The sequence below is a fragment of the Pseudomonas sp. NPDC087626 genome, from assembly GCF_044743405.1.
Taxonomy (GTDB): Bacteria; Pseudomonadota; Gammaproteobacteria; order Pseudomonadales; family Pseudomonadaceae; genus Aquipseudomonas.
In genome coordinates this window covers 248,938-265,379 of record NZ_JBIUWJ010000002.1, presented here as the reverse complement: position 1 = coordinate 265,379, position 16,442 = coordinate 248,938, and the positions used below count along the sequence as shown (strand labels likewise).

General features: G+C 51.1%; 14 protein-coding genes and 5 pseudogenes. 12 read left to right on the top strand and 7 right to left on the bottom strand.

Translation table 11 applies throughout. The features are described 5' to 3' along the window. Positions 1-3 precede the first annotated feature (3 nt). Genes ACIOVD_RS03030 through ACIOVD_RS03015 form a run of 4 tightly spaced genes read left to right on the top strand, consistent with a single transcriptional unit; the run spans position 4 to position 3,785 of the window. On the top strand, positions 4-1,275 hold the full coding sequence (locus ACIOVD_RS03030) for a M20 aminoacylase family protein (protein WP_202982081.1): 1,272 nt from the start codon (positions 4-6) through the stop codon (positions 1,273-1,275). Positions 1,276-1,310: 35 nt separating this feature from the next. Then, the gene (locus ACIOVD_RS03025; RefSeq protein ID WP_150763584.1) at positions 1,311-2,636 is read left to right on the top strand and encodes an MFS transporter; all 1,326 of its coding nucleotides are present in this window, start codon (positions 1,311-1,313) and stop codon (positions 2,634-2,636) included. Next, the gene (locus ACIOVD_RS03020) at positions 2,629-3,504 is read left to right on the top strand and encodes a MalY/PatB family protein (RefSeq protein ID WP_401126052.1); all 876 of its coding nucleotides are present in this window, start codon (positions 2,629-2,631) and stop codon (positions 3,502-3,504) included. Before ACIOVD_RS03025 ends, ACIOVD_RS03020 begins: the two co-directional genes overlap by 8 nt. 5 nt (positions 3,505-3,509) lie before the next feature. Further along, positions 3,510-3,785 (top strand): hypothetical protein, encoded by a 276-nt coding sequence (locus ACIOVD_RS03015; protein ID WP_401126050.1) that lies wholly within the window; start codon positions 3,510-3,512, stop codon positions 3,783-3,785. A gap of 194 nt (positions 3,786-3,979) precedes the next feature. Here ACIOVD_RS03015 and ACIOVD_RS03010 read toward each other — a convergent pair whose 3' ends face one another. From ACIOVD_RS03010 to ACIOVD_RS03000, 3 genes and pseudogenes are all read right to left on the bottom strand, one after another. Beyond that, entirely contained in the window at positions 3,980-4,546 is a 567-nt protein-coding gene (locus ACIOVD_RS03010; RefSeq protein ID WP_150758327.1) for a c-type cytochrome, read from the bottom strand. Further along, positions 4,533-5,834, bottom strand: a complete 1,302-nt coding sequence (gene soxC, locus ACIOVD_RS03005) for a sulfite dehydrogenase (RefSeq protein WP_401126048.1) — start codon at positions 5,832-5,834, stop codon at positions 4,533-4,535. Before soxC ends, ACIOVD_RS03010 begins: the two co-directional genes overlap by 14 nt. 592 nt (positions 5,835-6,426) lie before the next feature. Continuing rightward, positions 6,427-6,992 (bottom strand): annotated as a pseudogene (locus tag ACIOVD_RS03000) (TSUP family transporter); the annotation flags it as partial. A gap of 33 nt (positions 6,993-7,025) precedes the next feature. Between ACIOVD_RS03000 and ACIOVD_RS02995 the strand changes: the two are divergent. Continuing rightward, positions 7,026-7,257, top strand: a pseudogene (locus ACIOVD_RS02995) (NAD(FAD)-dependent dehydrogenase); the annotation flags it as partial. 206 nt (positions 7,258-7,463) lie between these two features. Here ACIOVD_RS02995 and metC read toward each other — a convergent pair. Continuing rightward, the gene (gene metC, locus ACIOVD_RS02990) at positions 7,464-8,642 is read right to left on the bottom strand and encodes a cystathionine beta-lyase (RefSeq protein ID WP_167654981.1); all 1,179 of its coding nucleotides are present in this window, start codon (positions 8,640-8,642) and stop codon (positions 7,464-7,466) included. A 387-nt stretch (positions 8,643-9,029) separates the two neighbouring features. On the opposite strand from metC, the gene ACIOVD_RS02985 reads away from it, so the two are divergent. The 7 genes and pseudogenes from ACIOVD_RS02985 (at position 9,030) to ACIOVD_RS02955 (ending at position 14,584) form a co-directional block, all read left to right on the top strand. Next, positions 9,030-10,514, top strand: a complete 1,485-nt coding sequence (locus ACIOVD_RS02985; RefSeq protein WP_159994952.1) for an amino acid permease — start codon at positions 9,030-9,032, stop codon at positions 10,512-10,514. A gap of 107 nt (positions 10,515-10,621) precedes the next feature. After that, positions 10,622-11,185, top strand: a complete 564-nt coding sequence (locus tag ACIOVD_RS02980) for a TetR/AcrR family transcriptional regulator (RefSeq protein WP_167654980.1) — start codon at positions 10,622-10,624, stop codon at positions 11,183-11,185. Between the two features lie 371 nt (positions 11,186-11,556). Beyond that, positions 11,557-12,111, top strand: a complete 555-nt coding sequence (locus ACIOVD_RS02975) for an OsmC family protein (protein ID WP_159994956.1) — start codon at positions 11,557-11,559, stop codon at positions 12,109-12,111. 87 nt (positions 12,112-12,198) lie between these two features. Next, positions 12,199-12,630 (top strand): annotated as a pseudogene (locus ACIOVD_RS02970) (SDR family NAD(P)-dependent oxidoreductase). Positions 12,631-12,853: 223 nt separating this feature from the next. Continuing rightward, a complete protein-coding gene (locus ACIOVD_RS02965) occupies positions 12,854-13,210 on the top strand; it encodes a TetR/AcrR family transcriptional regulator (RefSeq protein ID WP_237235006.1) in 357 nt (118 codons plus the stop codon). A 277-nt stretch (positions 13,211-13,487) separates the two neighbouring features. Then, positions 13,488-14,183, top strand: coding sequence for a DsbA family oxidoreductase (locus ACIOVD_RS02960; protein WP_401126045.1), 696 nt, complete (start codon positions 13,488-13,490; stop codon positions 14,181-14,183). 71 nt (positions 14,184-14,254) lie between these two features. Continuing rightward, positions 14,255-14,584 carry a co-chaperone YbbN gene (locus ACIOVD_RS02955; protein WP_159994960.1) on the top strand — a complete coding sequence of 110 codons (330 nt, stop codon included), beginning with the start codon at positions 14,255-14,257 and terminating at the stop codon, positions 14,582-14,584. Between the two features lie 47 nt (positions 14,585-14,631). On the opposite strand, the pseudogene ACIOVD_RS02950 reads toward ACIOVD_RS02955, so the two are convergent. The 3 genes and pseudogenes from ACIOVD_RS02950 to ACIOVD_RS02940 form a co-directional block, all read right to left on the bottom strand. Next, positions 14,632-15,014 (bottom strand): annotated as a pseudogene (locus ACIOVD_RS02950) (glutathione-regulated potassium-efflux system protein KefC); the annotation flags it as partial. 242 nt (positions 15,015-15,256) lie between these two features. Further along, positions 15,257-15,429 (bottom strand): annotated as a pseudogene (locus ACIOVD_RS02945) (glutathione-disulfide reductase); the annotation flags it as partial. Positions 15,430-15,574: 145 nt separating this feature from the next. Beyond that, on the bottom strand, positions 15,575-15,907 hold the full coding sequence (locus tag ACIOVD_RS02940; RefSeq protein WP_137204872.1) for a carboxymuconolactone decarboxylase family protein: 333 nt from the start codon (positions 15,905-15,907) through the stop codon (positions 15,575-15,577). Positions 15,908-16,442 lie beyond the last annotated feature (535 nt).

The following is a 16,442-nucleotide window of genomic DNA, read 5'->3' as shown; positions in this document are numbered from 1 at the left end:
GGTATGGCAGTCGATGAATACGATTTGATGACAGCGCTGGAATCACTCGGCCACATCAACATTCGTAAAGGCTGTCAAGAAATGCCCCAAAAAATCATCGATCAAATTCGCTCCCAAGCTGCCGACTACGAGGCGCTTCGGCGTGACCTCCATGCCCACCCCGAACTGGGTTTTGATGAACACCGCACCGTCGAAGTCATCTGTGCGGCGCTGGATCATTTGTCCATTCCGTACCAGACGGGTATCGGTAGAACTGGGATTGTCGGCGTCATTCCGGGTCGCGCAACGTCGAGCGGCCGTGCAATTGGTTTGCGAGCCGATATGGATGCGCTGCCAGTGCGGGAGTGCACCAAACTCGACTACGCGTCGACGAGAGAAGGCAGGATGCACGCTTGCGGGCACGACGGACACGTCACCATGCTTCTGGCCGCAGCGGACTATCTACAAAAAACGCGTGACTACGACGGCACTGTCTATTTGATCTTCCAACCGGGCGAGGAAGGCTATAACGGTGGACTTGAAATGGTTAACGATGGACTCTTCGAGAGGTTTCCCATCGAACAAGTCTATGCACTGCACAACTGGCCAACCCTCCCGCTGGGCACCATTGCAGTGCCGATCGGCGCCGTCATGGCAGCCTCCGACATCATCACCATCAAGATTCAGGGACGAGGTGGTCATGGCGGCGTGGCGCCCCAGTACACCGTAGACCCCGTCCTAATCGCTGGTGCAATCATCAGCGCTGTTCACTCCATCGTTGGCAGGAATCTCAATCCGCTGGACACCGGTGTCATCAGCCTGTGCGGAATATCGGGTGGCAGTCTTGAGGCGTTCAATGTCATTCCCGACGAGGTCGTCATTTCTGGCACGGTTAGGTCATTGCGCGCCGAAGTTCAGGAGACTATCGAGTCACGGCTTCGGGAGATCGTCGAGGGGGTTGCCCGCAGCTTTGGCGGGAGCGCCACTCTGGAGTATCGAAAAGGCGTCCCTGCCACGATCAACTCCGAAGCGGAAGCTCTTCTCGCGCGGCAAGCAGCAATCGATGTCGTAGGGGTCGAGCATGTTGTCCAGCAACCGGTGCCAAGCCTAGGAGGGGAAGATTTCTCTTTCATGCTTGCCGAACGGCCCGGCGCCTACATTCATCTGGGCACCGGCGACGGCAAACATTGCCACGGACTTCACAGCGCGTACTACGACTTTAACGATGCAGCCACACCAATCGGAAGTGCATTGCTCGCGCGCATCGCTGAATTAAGCATGCCTTTACATGCGTGAAAACGACCTCCTTTAAACTCGTGAGAGGCAACCCCATGAATAGCATACAAAAACAAGAGAAACCGCGCTGGGTGCAACTGTCCGCAGCCATCATCGGTAACGCCCTCGAATGGTACGACTTCGGTGTCTTTGCCTTCCTAGCGGTCATCATCTCCCAGGTGTTCTTCCCGACCGCCGGGGAATACACCGGCCTGCTTCTCACGCTGGCGACATTTGGCGTGGGTTTCCTCATGCGCCCGCTGGGCGGGATTGCGATTGGCCTCTATGCCGACAGGCGCGGTAGAAAAGCCGCCTTGCAGTTGATCATTGCCTTGATGACGGTGTCGTTATTGTTGATGGTCTTCACTCCCTCGTATAACACCATTGGTATCGCCGCGCCGCTGCTGATCGTCTTTGCCAGGCTGCTCCAGGGTCTAGCGACCGGTGGGGAATTCGCGTCTGCAACAGCCTATCTGGTCGAGGCGGCGCCTGAAGGTAAAAAAGGGATATACGGCGCTTGGCAGATGTTCGGACAGGGCTTAGCGAATCTCTGCGGCGCACTGACCGGTTTCCTGCTCACATCTATCTTCACACAACAAGAACTGCTCGATGGCATGTGGCGCATCCCCTTCGTGATCGGCTTACTGATTGCGCCTTTGGGTTGGTGGATACGTCGGCACCTGGAGGAGCCCGAAGAGTCTTTGCAAGCAATGGCCCTAGGTGAAAAGACGCGTCTGCGCACCATCTTCGCTCGGCACCCAAGAGCCATCTTGGCCACCTTGGCCCTCACAACCTGCGCTACAACCGCTGCCTACATCTTCATCATTTACATGCCGACCTTCGTGGTTCGCCAGTTTCATATTCCTCTGCATGATGCATTCATGGCACAGGCAATCGGGCTGTTGGCCTTTATCGTTGCCGTTCCCGTAACGGGGGCTTTGTCCGATAGATACGGCCGCAAGCCGGTCATGTTGGCGTTCCTTGCGCCATATGCTTTGCTCATTTACCCCTTGTTTTCATGGGTGCAGGCGACGCCGACCCTGTCCACTTTACTCGTCGTGTATGTCACGCTCAGTGTCTTCCTTGGTGGATTTTTTGGGCCGTTCTCGACAGCGTTAGGCGAGCAGTTCCCGACTGCTGTGCGATCTTCCGGACTGGCGATTTGCTACAACATAGCCGTCATGGTGTTCGGTGGTTTTGCACAGTTCACCGTCACTTGGCTTATCGAGTCGACCGGTGTGACGCTTGCCCCAGTGTTTTATACGCTGGCTGGCAGTGTACTGGGATTGATTGGATGCCTGCTGCTCATCGCACCCACGCAGATTCGAAGTGGCCGAACCCCACTGAAAACCCGAACCTTGACGGGGGCCCGCAGTGTATAACTTCAATGAGCATATTGATCGCAGCGCATCCAATTCCATGAAGTGGTCGCATGGGCGCCAGTTCCTAACTGCGGAGCAGTACGCCGCCGATCCGCTGCCGATGTGGGTCGCTGACATGGATTTTCGGGTGGCTCCTCCGATTCTCGATGCTTTGCAACGCGAACTGGACATGGGGGTGTTGGGTTACGGTGGTACGCCTGAGTCATACCGCGAAGCCGTCGTGTACTGGCAGATGCGACGCTTTGGGTTCAGGGTGGAACCGGAGTGGATCACCCAGTCGCCGGGTGTCATTGGGGCACTCAACGTGGCTATCCAGGCGTTCTCGCAGCCGGGCGACTATGTACTCGTGCAAACCCCAGTTTATTTTCACATCCACTCGGATGTTGTAATCAATGGTCGACGTTTGTTGCATGCACCGCTGGTTGAGGAAGACGGCCGCTACCGATTCGACCCGGCGGTGTTCGAGGCGGCGATCCGCCCAGGAACAAAGTTATTCATCCTGTGCAACCCGCACAACCCGACAGGAAACGTATGGACGCGCGAAGAACTGCTCACGATGGCAGAGATTTGCGAACGTAACAACATTCTGGTGATCTCGGATGAAGTGCATCAGGATTTGATCTTTAGCGAGGACGCGCGGCATATCCCCTTTGCGATGTTGAACGATGCAGCTGCTCATAATTCAATCGTGTGTACGGCACCCAGCAAGACCTTCAATATAGCTGGGCTGTCCTGCGCCAACATCCTGATCCCTAACGATCAACTGCGCCGAGCTTATCAAGCACAAAGTGAGCGCAACAGTTCGTTCCTAATACAATGGGAACCGCCGCATGCGAGGCGGCCTATCGCCATGGCGAGCCATGGATGAACGCAATGCTGGCTTACGTGCGAGGCAACCAGCAATACTTTGCCCGTCGCGTCAAGGAGCTCCATCTCCCCTTGACAGTGACACCTTCGGACGCCCTGTACCTGGCGTGGATCGATTTTCGTGCGCTCGGGATGTGCTCCATCGAACTGCAAGACTTCCTGCTGCGGCAAGCGCGGCTTTGGCTTGACCAAGGTACCAAGTTCGGTGTTGAGGGTGAGGGCTTTATGCGTATAAATCTCGCATTCATTTTTTATCCAATGCAGTTACTAAGTGCATCTTAACCGTCCGGCGAAGTCACCTAGAAGCCAGTTCCGGAGGTTAATTTTTGTTGATTTTATCTGGGCTTAACATAGCGAATATGGGAATCGTCATGCTGCTGATGTCCAGGCAAAGAAAAGCACAGTGACCCTTCAATTTACGTCAGCTTCTACTGTGTAGAAACTGACGTATTTTTTTGCCCGCCAGTGCAGTTTATTTACTTACAATCCTTATAGCAGGCGGTTACTTTCACGTCTGGTCTATCATCTACGTAGAATGCGTCTCGATTTGGCATTTTGACCTTTGTCAGGGTGTCTGCATTAACCGTGGCGTTCACTTCCAGCAACTCGTTTTTGTTCAAAATATAACCAACCACCGAGTACACCTGATCATTACTCAACGATTGAGGTTGTTGGAACGGCATAGCGCGCCTGACGTAGTCGAATAATGTTGTCGCGTAGGGCCAATAACTGCCGACGGTTTTCATCGGTTTCTGAGAGGTAAGGGTGCCTTTCCCGCCCATTAGCGCTGGCCCCATTCCGCCCTCGAGGTTGACGCCATGACAGGCAAGACAGGTTGTTTGATAAATCTTCTCTCCCTCTATGACAGTTCCTTGACCGGAGGGCAGGTTCTTACCATCGGGGGCAACGTCTATATTCCAACTTGCGATTTGTGCCTCTGTCACGGGATGTCCCAAGCCATGTTTTTGGTCAGCAGCCGCACTGGCAGCGACGCAAATACTTAATACCCCCAATTTCATGGCTATGAATTTATGACCGGCCATTTGTCACCTCCCCATTGGAGTTGATTCGCCAAGGCTGGGTAGCATTGTTGTGATAGAAAGAGACCTCTCCTCGCACTTTCTTCAGTTGCTCAAGGCTTGGTTGAACGTATCCCGTCTCATCAATAGCGCGGCTCATGATGACCATTTCCGCTCCTGACCACTCAAAAGGGGCGCGGAACGCCGTCAAAGATTTGTTGAGTACAGGTTCTTGGAGTTTCGCTTCGTACCAGTTACGCCCGCCGTCGATGGATACATCAACTCGCGTGATTTTTCCGTTTCCGCTCCAAGCGATGCCCCGCATTTCATGGAGACCTTTGCGCGTGAGCTTATGAGTGCCTGAAGGGGACGTGATGAGCGACTTGCACTCCATCACAAATGAGAATTTCCTTGAGCGCCCATCTGCCATGAGGTCGGTGTATTTAGCCGTTTCTTCACGGCTATAAGCAGGAGCATCGGTTACATGTAAGCGCCGTAACCACTTAATGTGCGTGTTGCCTTCATAACCTGGTACTAATAATCTCAAGGGGTACCCTTGCTCAGGTCGTAGCCTTTCACCGTTCTGGCTGTACACCACCATTACGTCATCCAGGCATTTCTCGATCGGAATGCTGCGTGTCATGGCTGCCCCATCCGCCCCCTCAGCAATTACCCATTTCGCCTCAGGCTTGAGTCCTGCTTCCTCCAGCAGTGTTTTCAAGGGCACGCCAGTCCATTCCGCGCAGCTCACCAAGCCAGCAACCTCAGCCGCAGTTTTACCCCATGGTGGCAAAAATGAGGGGTTTCCCGAGCATTCGATGAAGTGTATGCGTGAAACAGATGGGAACTGTCTTATCTCATCCACAGTGAAGAGAAGAGCTTCGTTCGTCAGTCCATGGATGACCAACTGGTGATTCGCAGGATCGATCTCTGGCACCCCTGCGTGATTGCGCTCATAGAAAAGGCCATTGGGCGTGATGATTCCGTCTAATTCCTGTAGAGGAGAGGTGCTATACGCCGACATGGGCTCCTTTAGCCCTGGATATAAGCTGCGTACCGCACCAGTCTCAAACTTGGAGGGTTTACCGTAGGCCACAGCGGTTGGGCCTCCTAAAGACTTTGTCCAGGTAGGTACCTCTAACGGTTTGCCGCCAACCGTAGTAGTCAGTGAGGGTTCTACAGCCCGCACAAGGGGTGCAAAAGCTGCGCCGAGGGCCGCTGTTCCTACAATCGTGCTTGTTCTGCTTAGGAAGACCCTACGGGGCAATGAAGTGGGTATCTCATTTTTATCGTCTGTTGAGTCATTGTTCATTCTTGTTCTCCTGATCAACAAATTTGCCAGCGACCAATGTCTGAATTGTACTGATCGGTCGGTATTAAGTGTTCCAGTGATGACCTAAAAAATCAATCTTCAGAGTGCCAAACGGCACCGCACGTGTCGGATAGTCCGCTTTCCGAGCCGGTCGCTGACTCAGAACCGCAGGCTCGATGACTGCGGCGGCGCCGCAAGGGGTGAGTGCAGTTCAAGGTTGAGCCAACGATGTTCATTTTAATTAACGCTCCTGCTTCTGCTGGACGTGCGTTATGTGCGGCGAAGCAATCTCACTCTGTTCTACTTCGGAGCTGGTTCGTCCAGGTCTATTAATAGACTACCGTGTAGTCGGTAGGCTAACAACCGTTGTCACATTCGCCCCCTGAAGGCCACGTGCGAGGGACATGTCTAAAGCAAAAATAGGTAGCGAGACAAAAATGAGGACTCATTTGGTAACAAAGGGAAGCTCACCAAGAAATCCACCAGGAAGATAGTCTTTCAGAACTGTGTTCCAAAGACATGCTGGTCAGGCGTTTCGGTGACATCGGCGACAAGGGTATGAACCATTTATGCTATCGAACTTAGTTAAGAATTATACGTGGAACCCCAGTACGCTGACTGCCAGCATGATAGCGGCGCCCATTCCAACGATTGAGAACGGCTGTTGTAAACGAGGAACGGCCAGCTTATGAGCTAGCTGCCTTCCCGCGATTAATCCTTTAACCGCACCGCCGGCGAACGGCACCCCGCTTGCCAATACATTACGCCGCTAATCGCCGCCGCAGCCACTCCGCCGATTGAAACCAAGTCAATCACCGCAAGAGACGTAGCGACAATGCTTTTCATTACCAGGTTGGTGTAGCGCGTCAGGGCCGGGATGATGACAAATCCTCCACCGACACCCAGCAAGCCCAACATGAAACCGGTTAACGCCAATACTCGAGCACACGGCAACGTCCAACGTAACCGGCCCTTTACCGGATTAAGTACGCAGGGTAAAACCTCGCGTCGCGGAGCTGAACCGCCATTACGGATTTCCCGACTTGCATAGCGCAACATGCGCACGCTTGTGTACATCAGCACCAACGAAAAGACGAGTGCGAGAGGCTTGTTAGGAATGCGCTGCGCCATGTGTAAGCCTAACGGCGAAGCCACGATTCAAATCGACGATATGATAGTTGTTGCTTTATATCCTTGGCTCATCGCAAATTTCCCAATGTCTGGGCGCTAGGTGACGTGATCGATACCACAAAAACCATGGCGGCCATACGCGAACAAGCTCCTGTCGTAGCACAACGTCTTGGTTTACCTGGGAATGAAGCTGTATCAAGCTGTGTTTAACGGCTATGGTTCCTGCCCTCTGACGGTTGAGCGTGGAAAAGTTTTCTTGGCGGAGTTTCTCTATGGCGGAAAACTAGCGCCCTAAGTGCTTAATGTGTTCGAGGGGGGGCACGAGCAGATTTAGCCAATGAGTTGGGGTTAGTGAGAAGGCTTTATCGTCGGATTCAGGTTATAGACGGAGATAAATGAGTCTTATCGATGAGGAATGTCGAAGGTGTTGAACTTGAGATGCCGCGATCGGGCGGCAAAGTAAGCACAGCCCAATTAAGAGCTGTGCATTTAGTCAGTTTACTTTAATTGGCCGCGTAATATGTTGAAATTCGCAAAGCCTTGTTCTAAGTCTTCGATCAGATCAGATGGGTCTTCAAGACCAATATGCAGCCGCACAAGGTGCCCATCAACCTCCCAGGACGTTGCACTTCTAACAGGGTTGGGATCTGCAATCATCGCCAAGCTCTCAAAGCCTCCCCAAGAGTAGCCAATTGAAAACAATGAAAGGCTATCCAAGAGTGCATCTGCGGCTGCTTGTGTGGAGGGTTTGGTAACGAAGGAGAGTAAGCCTGACGCACCTTTAAAATCCCTTTTCCATAATTGGTGCTGAGGGTGAGACTCTAATGCAGGATAATAAACTGCTTCCACTTCCTCGCGTGTCTCCAGCCACTTGGCGACCATCATAGCGTTTTTGTAATGACGCTCCAGTCGAACATCTAGCGTCCTCATACCTCGGAGCGCCAGGGTTACGTCATCCGGACTCGCAAACAATCCCATGTTGAAGTGGTATCGTTTGAGGCTATCCCACGCACGCTTGGAGGCTGATACAGTGCCAAGAACCGCATCGGAGTGGCCGACGATATATTTCGTGGCTGCCATGACGGACAGATCGACACCAAGTTCCAGTGACGGAAAGTAAAGCGGGGTGCCCCAAGTGTTGTCTGCAATAACCAGGATGTTGTGATCATGAGCAACCTTGGCTATTGCAGGAATGTCCTGTATTTCCAGAGTCAAGGAGCCAGGTGATTCTGTATAGATTGCTTTAGTGTTTGGCTTGAGGAAGTCTACGATTCCGGCACCTATTGTCGGGTCGTAAAATGAGACCTCGATTCCAAGGCGTCGACCCACCTGCTCACAAAAAGCCCTTATCGGCGAATATACGTTGTCGGCAATTAGTAGGTGATCTCCTGCCCCCACCACTGACAGTATGGCAGTCGTACAAGCCGAGAGCCCTGAAGGACAAAGAACTGTGCCTTCCGCCCCCTCCAACTGCTCGAGGGCCAGAGTCAATGCCTCCGTCGAAGGGTTGTTCCACCGGCCGTACGCATATTTTTGGCGTCCCTCACGCATGGATTCGGACGTAGGAAAAGCCACCGTGGAGCCCCGGTAAACCGGTGTATTCACGAAGCCATGATGCTGATTGGGCTCGATAGAAGCGTGGGCGAGTAGGGTCTGCACGGTTTTATATTTTTTCATACTGGCTTCCGTTTCTTGCGTAGTGGAGGGCTCGTCGCGTGTTTTCCCGCGCGTCGCCGAGATTAAAATCCTATTTTTCTTAAAAGTCTACTACTAGGTTGGTATGCGAAAAAAAGCCGTTTAAAAACAGTTCGTTGCGCGAATCATATAAAAATATGTTGCAAGGCTACCAAGTGGATGGTAGGTTTTCAGTGCTTAGAGGTTTCGCTCTTGGTCGACCGAATAGCGGTGCTTATGGGCGCTAGGACATTCCTGGAGTGATGCCTCATGTCCGTAATAGCGTTGGGCACGGCGCTCTCTTTGTGACTTCTCTTTGGGACTGGGAAGAAAGATTTAAGTTTGCAAGGGATAAAAAAAACAACTGCAAATTAATCGTTTGGGTGAAGTATGAAAAAGCAAAAGGTACAGCCCGTTTTAGCAGTTCAGTGTGATAGCGAATTGAAAGAAAAGTCGAACTGGCTTGATTCTCATGAGAGTGGCTACTCAAAACATCTTAAAAAACGTCATGTGCAGATGATGGCACTAGGCGGAGCTATCGGCACTGGTTTGTTCTTGGGAGCAGGGGCAAGGCTTCAAATTGCCGGGCCTGCACTTGCAGTGGTGTATTTGGTATGTGGGGTTTTTGCTTTTTTCATATTGAGAGCGTTGGGCGAGTTAGTGATGCACCGTCCTAGCAGCGGGAGTTTTGTATCTTATACTAGAGAGTTTATGGGGGAGCGCGCCTCTTTTGTAGCGGGATGGATGTATTTCTTGGTTTGGGCATTAACAGGCGTAGTGGACATCACAGCTATTGCAATATACATGAAATACTGGAGCGTTTTTTCGGATGTCCCACAGTGGATATTCGCGCTTAGCGCTTTGGGTGTGGTGACATTGATGAATATGGTCGGTGTCAAGTGGTTTGGGGAAATGGAGTTTTGGTTTGCTGTTATTAAGGTGGCAGCTATCAGTATTTTCTTGGTGGTCGGCTCGTTCTTCTTTGCTACTGGCCACGAGGTGGCAGGGCACATCCCGGGTCTGCATTTGATCTCTGATAATGGGGGCATTTTCCCTCATGGCCTTCTGCCGGCAATCATTATCGTGCAAGGTGTAATTTTTGCTTATGCGAGTATTGAGTTGGTAGGAACCGCTGCTGGTGAGACGGCAGATGCTAAAAGTGTCATCCCCAAAGCAATTAATGGCGTGGTTTGGAGGATAGGGCTTTTTTATGTGGGCTCAGTATTCTTGCTAGTCACTGTATTGCCGTGGACGGCCTACAGCGCTAATGTCAGCCCTTTTGTAACTTTCTTTGAAGCGTTGGGAATTCCTGGCATTGGCTCCGTTATGAATATTGTGGTAATGACTGCGGCGCTCTCTAGTCTAAACTCTGGTTTGTACGCAACTGGGCGAGTATTGAGATCGCTAGCTATGGGGGGCTCTGCTCCAAAGATGTTTAAACGTATGAGCACCCAAGGTGTTCCCTATATGGGGATCTTGGTTACTATGGGGATCAACGTATTTGGCGTACTATTGAATTTTCTAATTCCGTCCCAGCTATTTGAGCTTCTGCTTAATCTAGTATCTCTGGGGATTCTTTCCACATGGGCATTCATTGTACTTTCTCAAATAATGTACCGCCGTGCGGTAAAGAGAGGTGAAGCCGATATGGTCTCATTTAGAATGCCAGGCGCTCCGTTTACCTCTTGGTTGACCTTGGGTTTCTTGCTCGTAGTGCTGGTACTATTGGGTTTCGATTATCCTAATGGGACATATACTGTTCTATCTATACCGTTAGTCGCTGGAGCATTAATGCTGGGTTGGGCGAAGGCCGTCCGTTCCAAAGCCGTGCGCTCGGAAGAGATTGAGGATGGCTCGAATCGTGTAGGAGTCTAGCTAAATGGCGATGAGAGCACGGTTTATGACGTGCTCTCATCGCTTTGAGTTGAACCGTTTCTGTGATGCAGTTAATATGCATGTATCAAAAATTCAAGGTAAGATTTATGAGTACTCGTTCTGACCTTTTAACCACTGCCGAGCTATTGCTACGCACCAAAGGGTACGCTGCATTTAGCTATGCCGATTTGGCTGACGAAATTGGTATAAAAAAGGCGAGTATTCATCATCACTTCCCTACAAAAGAAGGGCTTGGAATTGCCGTTATTGAGAGTTATCTTTTTAGATTTGAGAAGAACCTAGAATTGATAAATGAAGAAAATTCCGATACGGTAGTTCGGTTGAACGAGTTTTGTAAGTTGTTCGTTGATAGCTCAAAAAATGGAATGTTACCCCTATGTGGTGCGCTCGCTGCTGAGCTTTCTGCTCTGCCGGACAGTCTTAAGGAGCTGACTAGGAAATTTTTTGAAATCCATCTTGCATGGTTGGAGAGTAATCTCGTATTGGGTCAGTCCGAAAACGTTATAAAGGCGGATGTCAATCCCAAGGCGGTTTCACGGGCGATATTGAGCTTGCTTGAGGGCAGCAGTTTTGTGTCTTGGGCGCTGAGTGAGACAGTTGTTGACCAGTCTGGGTTCGATTTGATATTGAACGGTATTATCGTTTCGTAATCACGGTTTAGACCAGCTTACCGACATTTCAGTAGTGAACATTTTCTGAACACGTTGTATTTGCCCATCCTATTAGGTGGGCTTCTCATTTCTACCTTTCGCAGTCTGCTTCAGCAACTGGTCCAATCCTGCAGAATAAAATTTCTGTGCATATACGCCTTTCCTGGTGTATCTCCGTCTGTCCGTTCGGACAAGCGGTACTTCGCTATGAGCTACGTTTAGCAGGGGTTGAGAAGTGATTCATCAGTTAATACGTGGGCTGGATAACGAGATCAAAGAAAATCCTCTTGCAAACAAGCCATCCAGTTGGTAGGGTGATTGTGTAGAATATTCATCCAACCGCAAAAATGCGTTCCATAGAGGACTTTTTAATGACAAATAATCTGAATGGTATTGACGTGGCCGCTCTGCAGCAGTTTGCTCAAGGTGTTGCTGAGGATGCGAGCAAGCGTCACGCGAGCTTCAACGTCAAGACCCAGTGGAAAGGCCAGACTCGCTCTGTGGCGAAAGTCAGCCGCTACAGCTTGGCCGGTGAAACCTACCCCCGTGATTTCGAAATCGTCGCCGATGAGCCTAATGAACTGTTAGGTCAGAATTCCGCCCCAAACCCTCAAGAGCTGCTGATGGCGGCGCTGAACGCCTGTATGTCGGTAGGTTATGCGGCCAACGCCGCCATGATGGGTATCAAGATCCACAGTCTGGAAATTGAGACGGACGGTACCCTTGACCTGCGTGGTTTCTTGGGCCTCGATGATAGCGTCAACCCAGGGTACGACGAAGTGAGCGTCATGATTCGCCTGCACACCGACGCACCTCGTGAGCGCGTGGAAGAACTGCATAAAAATGTGATTAAGACGTCGGTCAACTACGCAAACTTCTCGAAAGCCATCCGTATGGTGCCGACCCTCGAGGTTCGTGAGGACTGATAATCATCGGGCCTCGCATCTTTAAAGCCTTAAGAGCGCCAGTGGGCAAAGCACTACTGGCGTTGCAACTTTTGGCCTAATAATTCGATGGAGTACGAAATGAGCAGTTTTTTCAACAAAAAAACTGCTTGTCGGCGGTGGCACCAGTGGTATGGGTGCTCAATTGGGAGTGTCGGCTCTATCAGTGCACATGCTGCATTCGCTGGTTCCTCTGCCTACTCCATGGTGAAGGTACGTTTGGATGCGCTGACACGCAATCTGGCTATTGAATTGGCTCACTCGGGTATCCGCGTCAACGCCGTCTCATAAGGGATCGTTCACACCTCGATCTATGAAGGGTTCATGGACAAAGATGCGATTCCAGGAGCGGTGAAGTCGCTGAACGATTTCCGCCCAGGGCGAGTCGGTGTTCCGGCAGATTCTACCAACACCATTGTGTTCTTGCTGTCGGGTAAAGCGTCTTGGGTGACCGGCGCTATCTGGGACGTGGATGCTGGAATCATGGCCGTTCGTGCCTAACTTCAGCTAATGCTGTTTGATGGCAATCGCCTAAGTCGACTTCCGTTCCATCACCAAAAGTGCTGGGAAGTGCAATGGTTAGAACGATTACCAAAGGCCATTTACTCGGCCCAACTGGCAGCATCTAGCCAGCTTCTGGTGTAGCGCGGCTGAAACCTGGCCGCTGGAGATTTCAGTGTCGATTACTACTAGAGTAGCGCTGCTAAAAGTCGCAGAAAACCAGATGAGGTCTAGAGGATACTCAGCATTTAGTTATGCTGATTTGGCCGCGAAGATTGGCATTAGAAAAGCCAGTATTCATCATCACTTCCCTACCAAAGAGCGTCTCGGTCAGGCGTTAATCAAGCACTCTATCAGCCGCTTCCAGTCTACCTTAAGGTTAATCGAAGATGCTGATCAGGATCCGCTAGTGCGACTTCGAGCGTTTTACTGCCTGTTCAGCATTAGTGTGAGTGAAGAGCTTCTACCGTTGTGTGGCGCGCTGGCAGAAGAAATGGTTGGGCTACGATTATGCTTACTAGAGGCTTTCTCGAGGCACAACTTGAATGGCTGGAGAAAGCCATCAGCGAGGCAGCTCTGAAAAAACGCGTGGTTAGCCTATGCCACCTGAAGACTACGTGTTCATGCTGTTGAGCGCGTTAGAAGGTGTAAGTCTCATTGAATGGACAATAGGCAGATCAGTTGAGCGCTTGGTAGGGTTTAACTATTTGATTAAGTGGCTAGAGCGATCAGTTTTCAAGTGGTGTCATATACTAAAACATTCTGGTCGCTACCATATAGGTTGATTTTAGATCAGTCTCTTGGCTTCTGCTCAATAGGTAGCGATGTCTTCAATTTCTTTCAATGTCGAGTGATTTATGAGTTGCGTTTCTAAAAAATTTGTAGTTGATATTTGGTCTGATTACGTCTGTCCTTGGTGCTGGGTGGCGAAGCGTCGTTTCGAAAATGCGCTTGCAAGCTTCCCGTACAAAGACAGTGTTCAAGTCAATGTAAGAGCGTATCGTCTTGCCCCGAACCATGTTGCTGAGCCTATGGTTGGAGCCCTAAAACGTAAATTGGGTAGTCCGGTCTCTGCTGTAACTATGATGAGTGCGGTGAAGCAATATGGCCAATCTTTGGGACTTGATTATCGTTTCGAAACCATGCTGTTTGGTGATACTGCGGATGCGCACGTATTAGTCAAAGCAGTCGAAGATGAAACCCTGAAAAAATACTTGGTGGAAGCGCTCTATGAGCAAAGTACCACTCAGGGTAAATCGCTCTTTGACAGGAAAAGTTTAGAGGCGATAGCAAAGTCTGTAGGGGTATCTGATGAGTCTGTTGTACTCGCGTGGTCATCCCAAGATCTGCGCTTTCAGATGCAACAGGACGAGCGCGCGGCGGCCCAATTCGGCTCAGGCGTTCCTTTTTTTGTTTTCAACAATTCGTTTTCAGTTTCGGGAGCTCAGCCCCAAGAGGCTTTTCTCCAAGCATTGAATCAAATGTATTTGGAATCAACGGGTGAGGATGAGTCGTTCAGTGGTCAAGTCTGTGGTCTTGATGGATGTAATTGATGCTAGAGACTTCGCAGCACCTGTGGTGCTGCTATCTCTAAACTTGAAGTAGCGTTGTGGATGAGGTGCAAATGAGCCGTATCGTAGACTTGAGAGCCGAACAGTTCGCCAGATTTGTTGCAAAAGGCAGCAGCGTCGTACTGTTTTCGGCGTCTTGGTGCAAGCCATGCCAGGTAATGAAGCCGGTCTTTCACGACCTCGCAGGCAAGCTGTATTCTCGCGCTGCCTTCGGGAAAATTGATGTGGCGGTTTCGCCGACGATTTCCCAGATGTACGGCATACGATCAGTGCCATCCTTGGTGATTTTTCACGAAGGGCGGTTACGTTTGGTTCTGGCCGGCTCTCGATCGCTTGCCGCTTTGAAGATAGCAATCTTGGCTGGTTTAAAGGACGTTTTGTAGGTCGATTTGAATGGCTTTAATTCTTTCGATTTTCGCTGGCTATTTTTCTTCTCCGCCTTGGCTCGACTTTGCTCCGGCCAGCTATTGATCAGATAAGCTGTATCTTCATTGAAGATTTCCGTTAGTAGGGCGTTGGCCCGTTTGTAGGCGTCGTGCTAGAACTCGGTCTCATCCGAGGGCTGCGTGACCATTTCCTCAGCATCTCCAGATTCAGGCGACGGAATCGATCCGCGCGCTCACGGGCTTCATGGTGCCCGACGCCCAGTTTTTCCAGCGCTTTACTTCCAAGGGACAAAGCGCTCTCAAAAGTCTCCCGCTCGACTGCCTCCATGCCTATTTGGCGTAGGGCAATGATGTTACCCATATCGCGAGCGCACCTTACCTTCAGGGAAGGAAAATGCTCTTGGGCCAGCCGAGTCAGAGTTAGGTTCAGATCTGTGCGGGGCCGGCAGGTAACTGCCGTCCCTACCGCGACCACTTTAACGAAGTAGCTCTGGACAACATGCGAAAACGCGCAGGGCTCTGTATGGCCCAGTCTTTCTGCCAGTATCACAAGTGGTAGCTCGGCGTCAGCTAGGCCTTCCAATGCTTCGCTCATACGCGTTCTTTCCAGCAGTTGTCGGAAGGATGAACCGCGTTCGACCAATCGAAGCTGAAGGGGGCGCATGCTCAGAAGTGTGCGCCGTAGATCAGCAACTTCTTCGGGACGCAGCCGAGGTTCACATAGGTGCCGCCCATGCAGCGGCAGCCACTTTCGCGTCAAAACCGGCCGCAAAGCGAGTAGCCCGTACACCACCGGAACCGGCGCTAATGATATAAAGGTCAAAATCGCAGGTGAGTTTCATTCTCCTCAACAGGCCATCAGCACAACGAGCGGTTGGCTAATGGCGTGCGGGACAGCCTGTAGGGCTTGAGAAACTTCTTGCAGTTAATTGGCGGGGCGGGAAGGCTAGGCTTCCAATTTTACTGATATTTCCGCACTGCCGTGTATTAAGACTTGTCGAATGCATCCAAAACGTGAGTGCTGTAAACCAATGCAGCACCAGCGTTCATGTTGATCGCTACGCCCAAAGCTTCTGAGACCTCTTCAGTTGTTACACCTAGCTTTTTGGCCTCAGCAGCGTGGAAAGCAATGCAGCCGTCACAGCGGGTGGTCACCGCTACAGCGAGCGAAATCAGTTCACGAGTTTTGGCGTCAAGATGGTTTGTTTTTGCTCCGGCATTGCCCAACGAAGTCACACCTTTCATGGTCTCCGGTGACAGGCCATTGAGTTGCACCAAGCGGGTGGTGATGTCTTTACGAGTTTGCTTCCAATCTTGCATGGGATACTCACTTGGGCGCGATGCCCTATTAGGTTGCGGAAAGAGTTGTGAATTCGATGCAAAGCCTACCATCCAGTTGGTAGGATTTGCAAGGGCTCACTAAAGCGACTTGCGCAGATGAAAGGGGAGTTCCCACGAGTAGGAATGGGAGTCCAAAAAATAGGCGTTATGACGATTCCATGGCGACCTTCGGGACTGCCATAAACTATGATCCAGAACGAATACGCCAATTCCATCGAAAGAGGCAATGTCCAGCAGTGGGTGCCGTGTAGAGCCATTTTCCTATAGCCGATGTTTCGGGCCAGTGGGGCCCGGCTAGTAGTTAGGTTTTTCTAAGGGGTACAGATGCTGTTACCTACCAGGCTCATCACCTTCCGGAAATATTGGTCAAGCTTAGTATTGCTTTCACGCCGCACAACTCTTCATGACCTCATACGTCGAGGCCTTCCTTTCGCGTAGAGCTTCTGCTGGTTTACCGAGTAATCGAAGCCGGCAGACCACTGGCTATTCATGCTGAACAAGGTGTCGTTGTGAC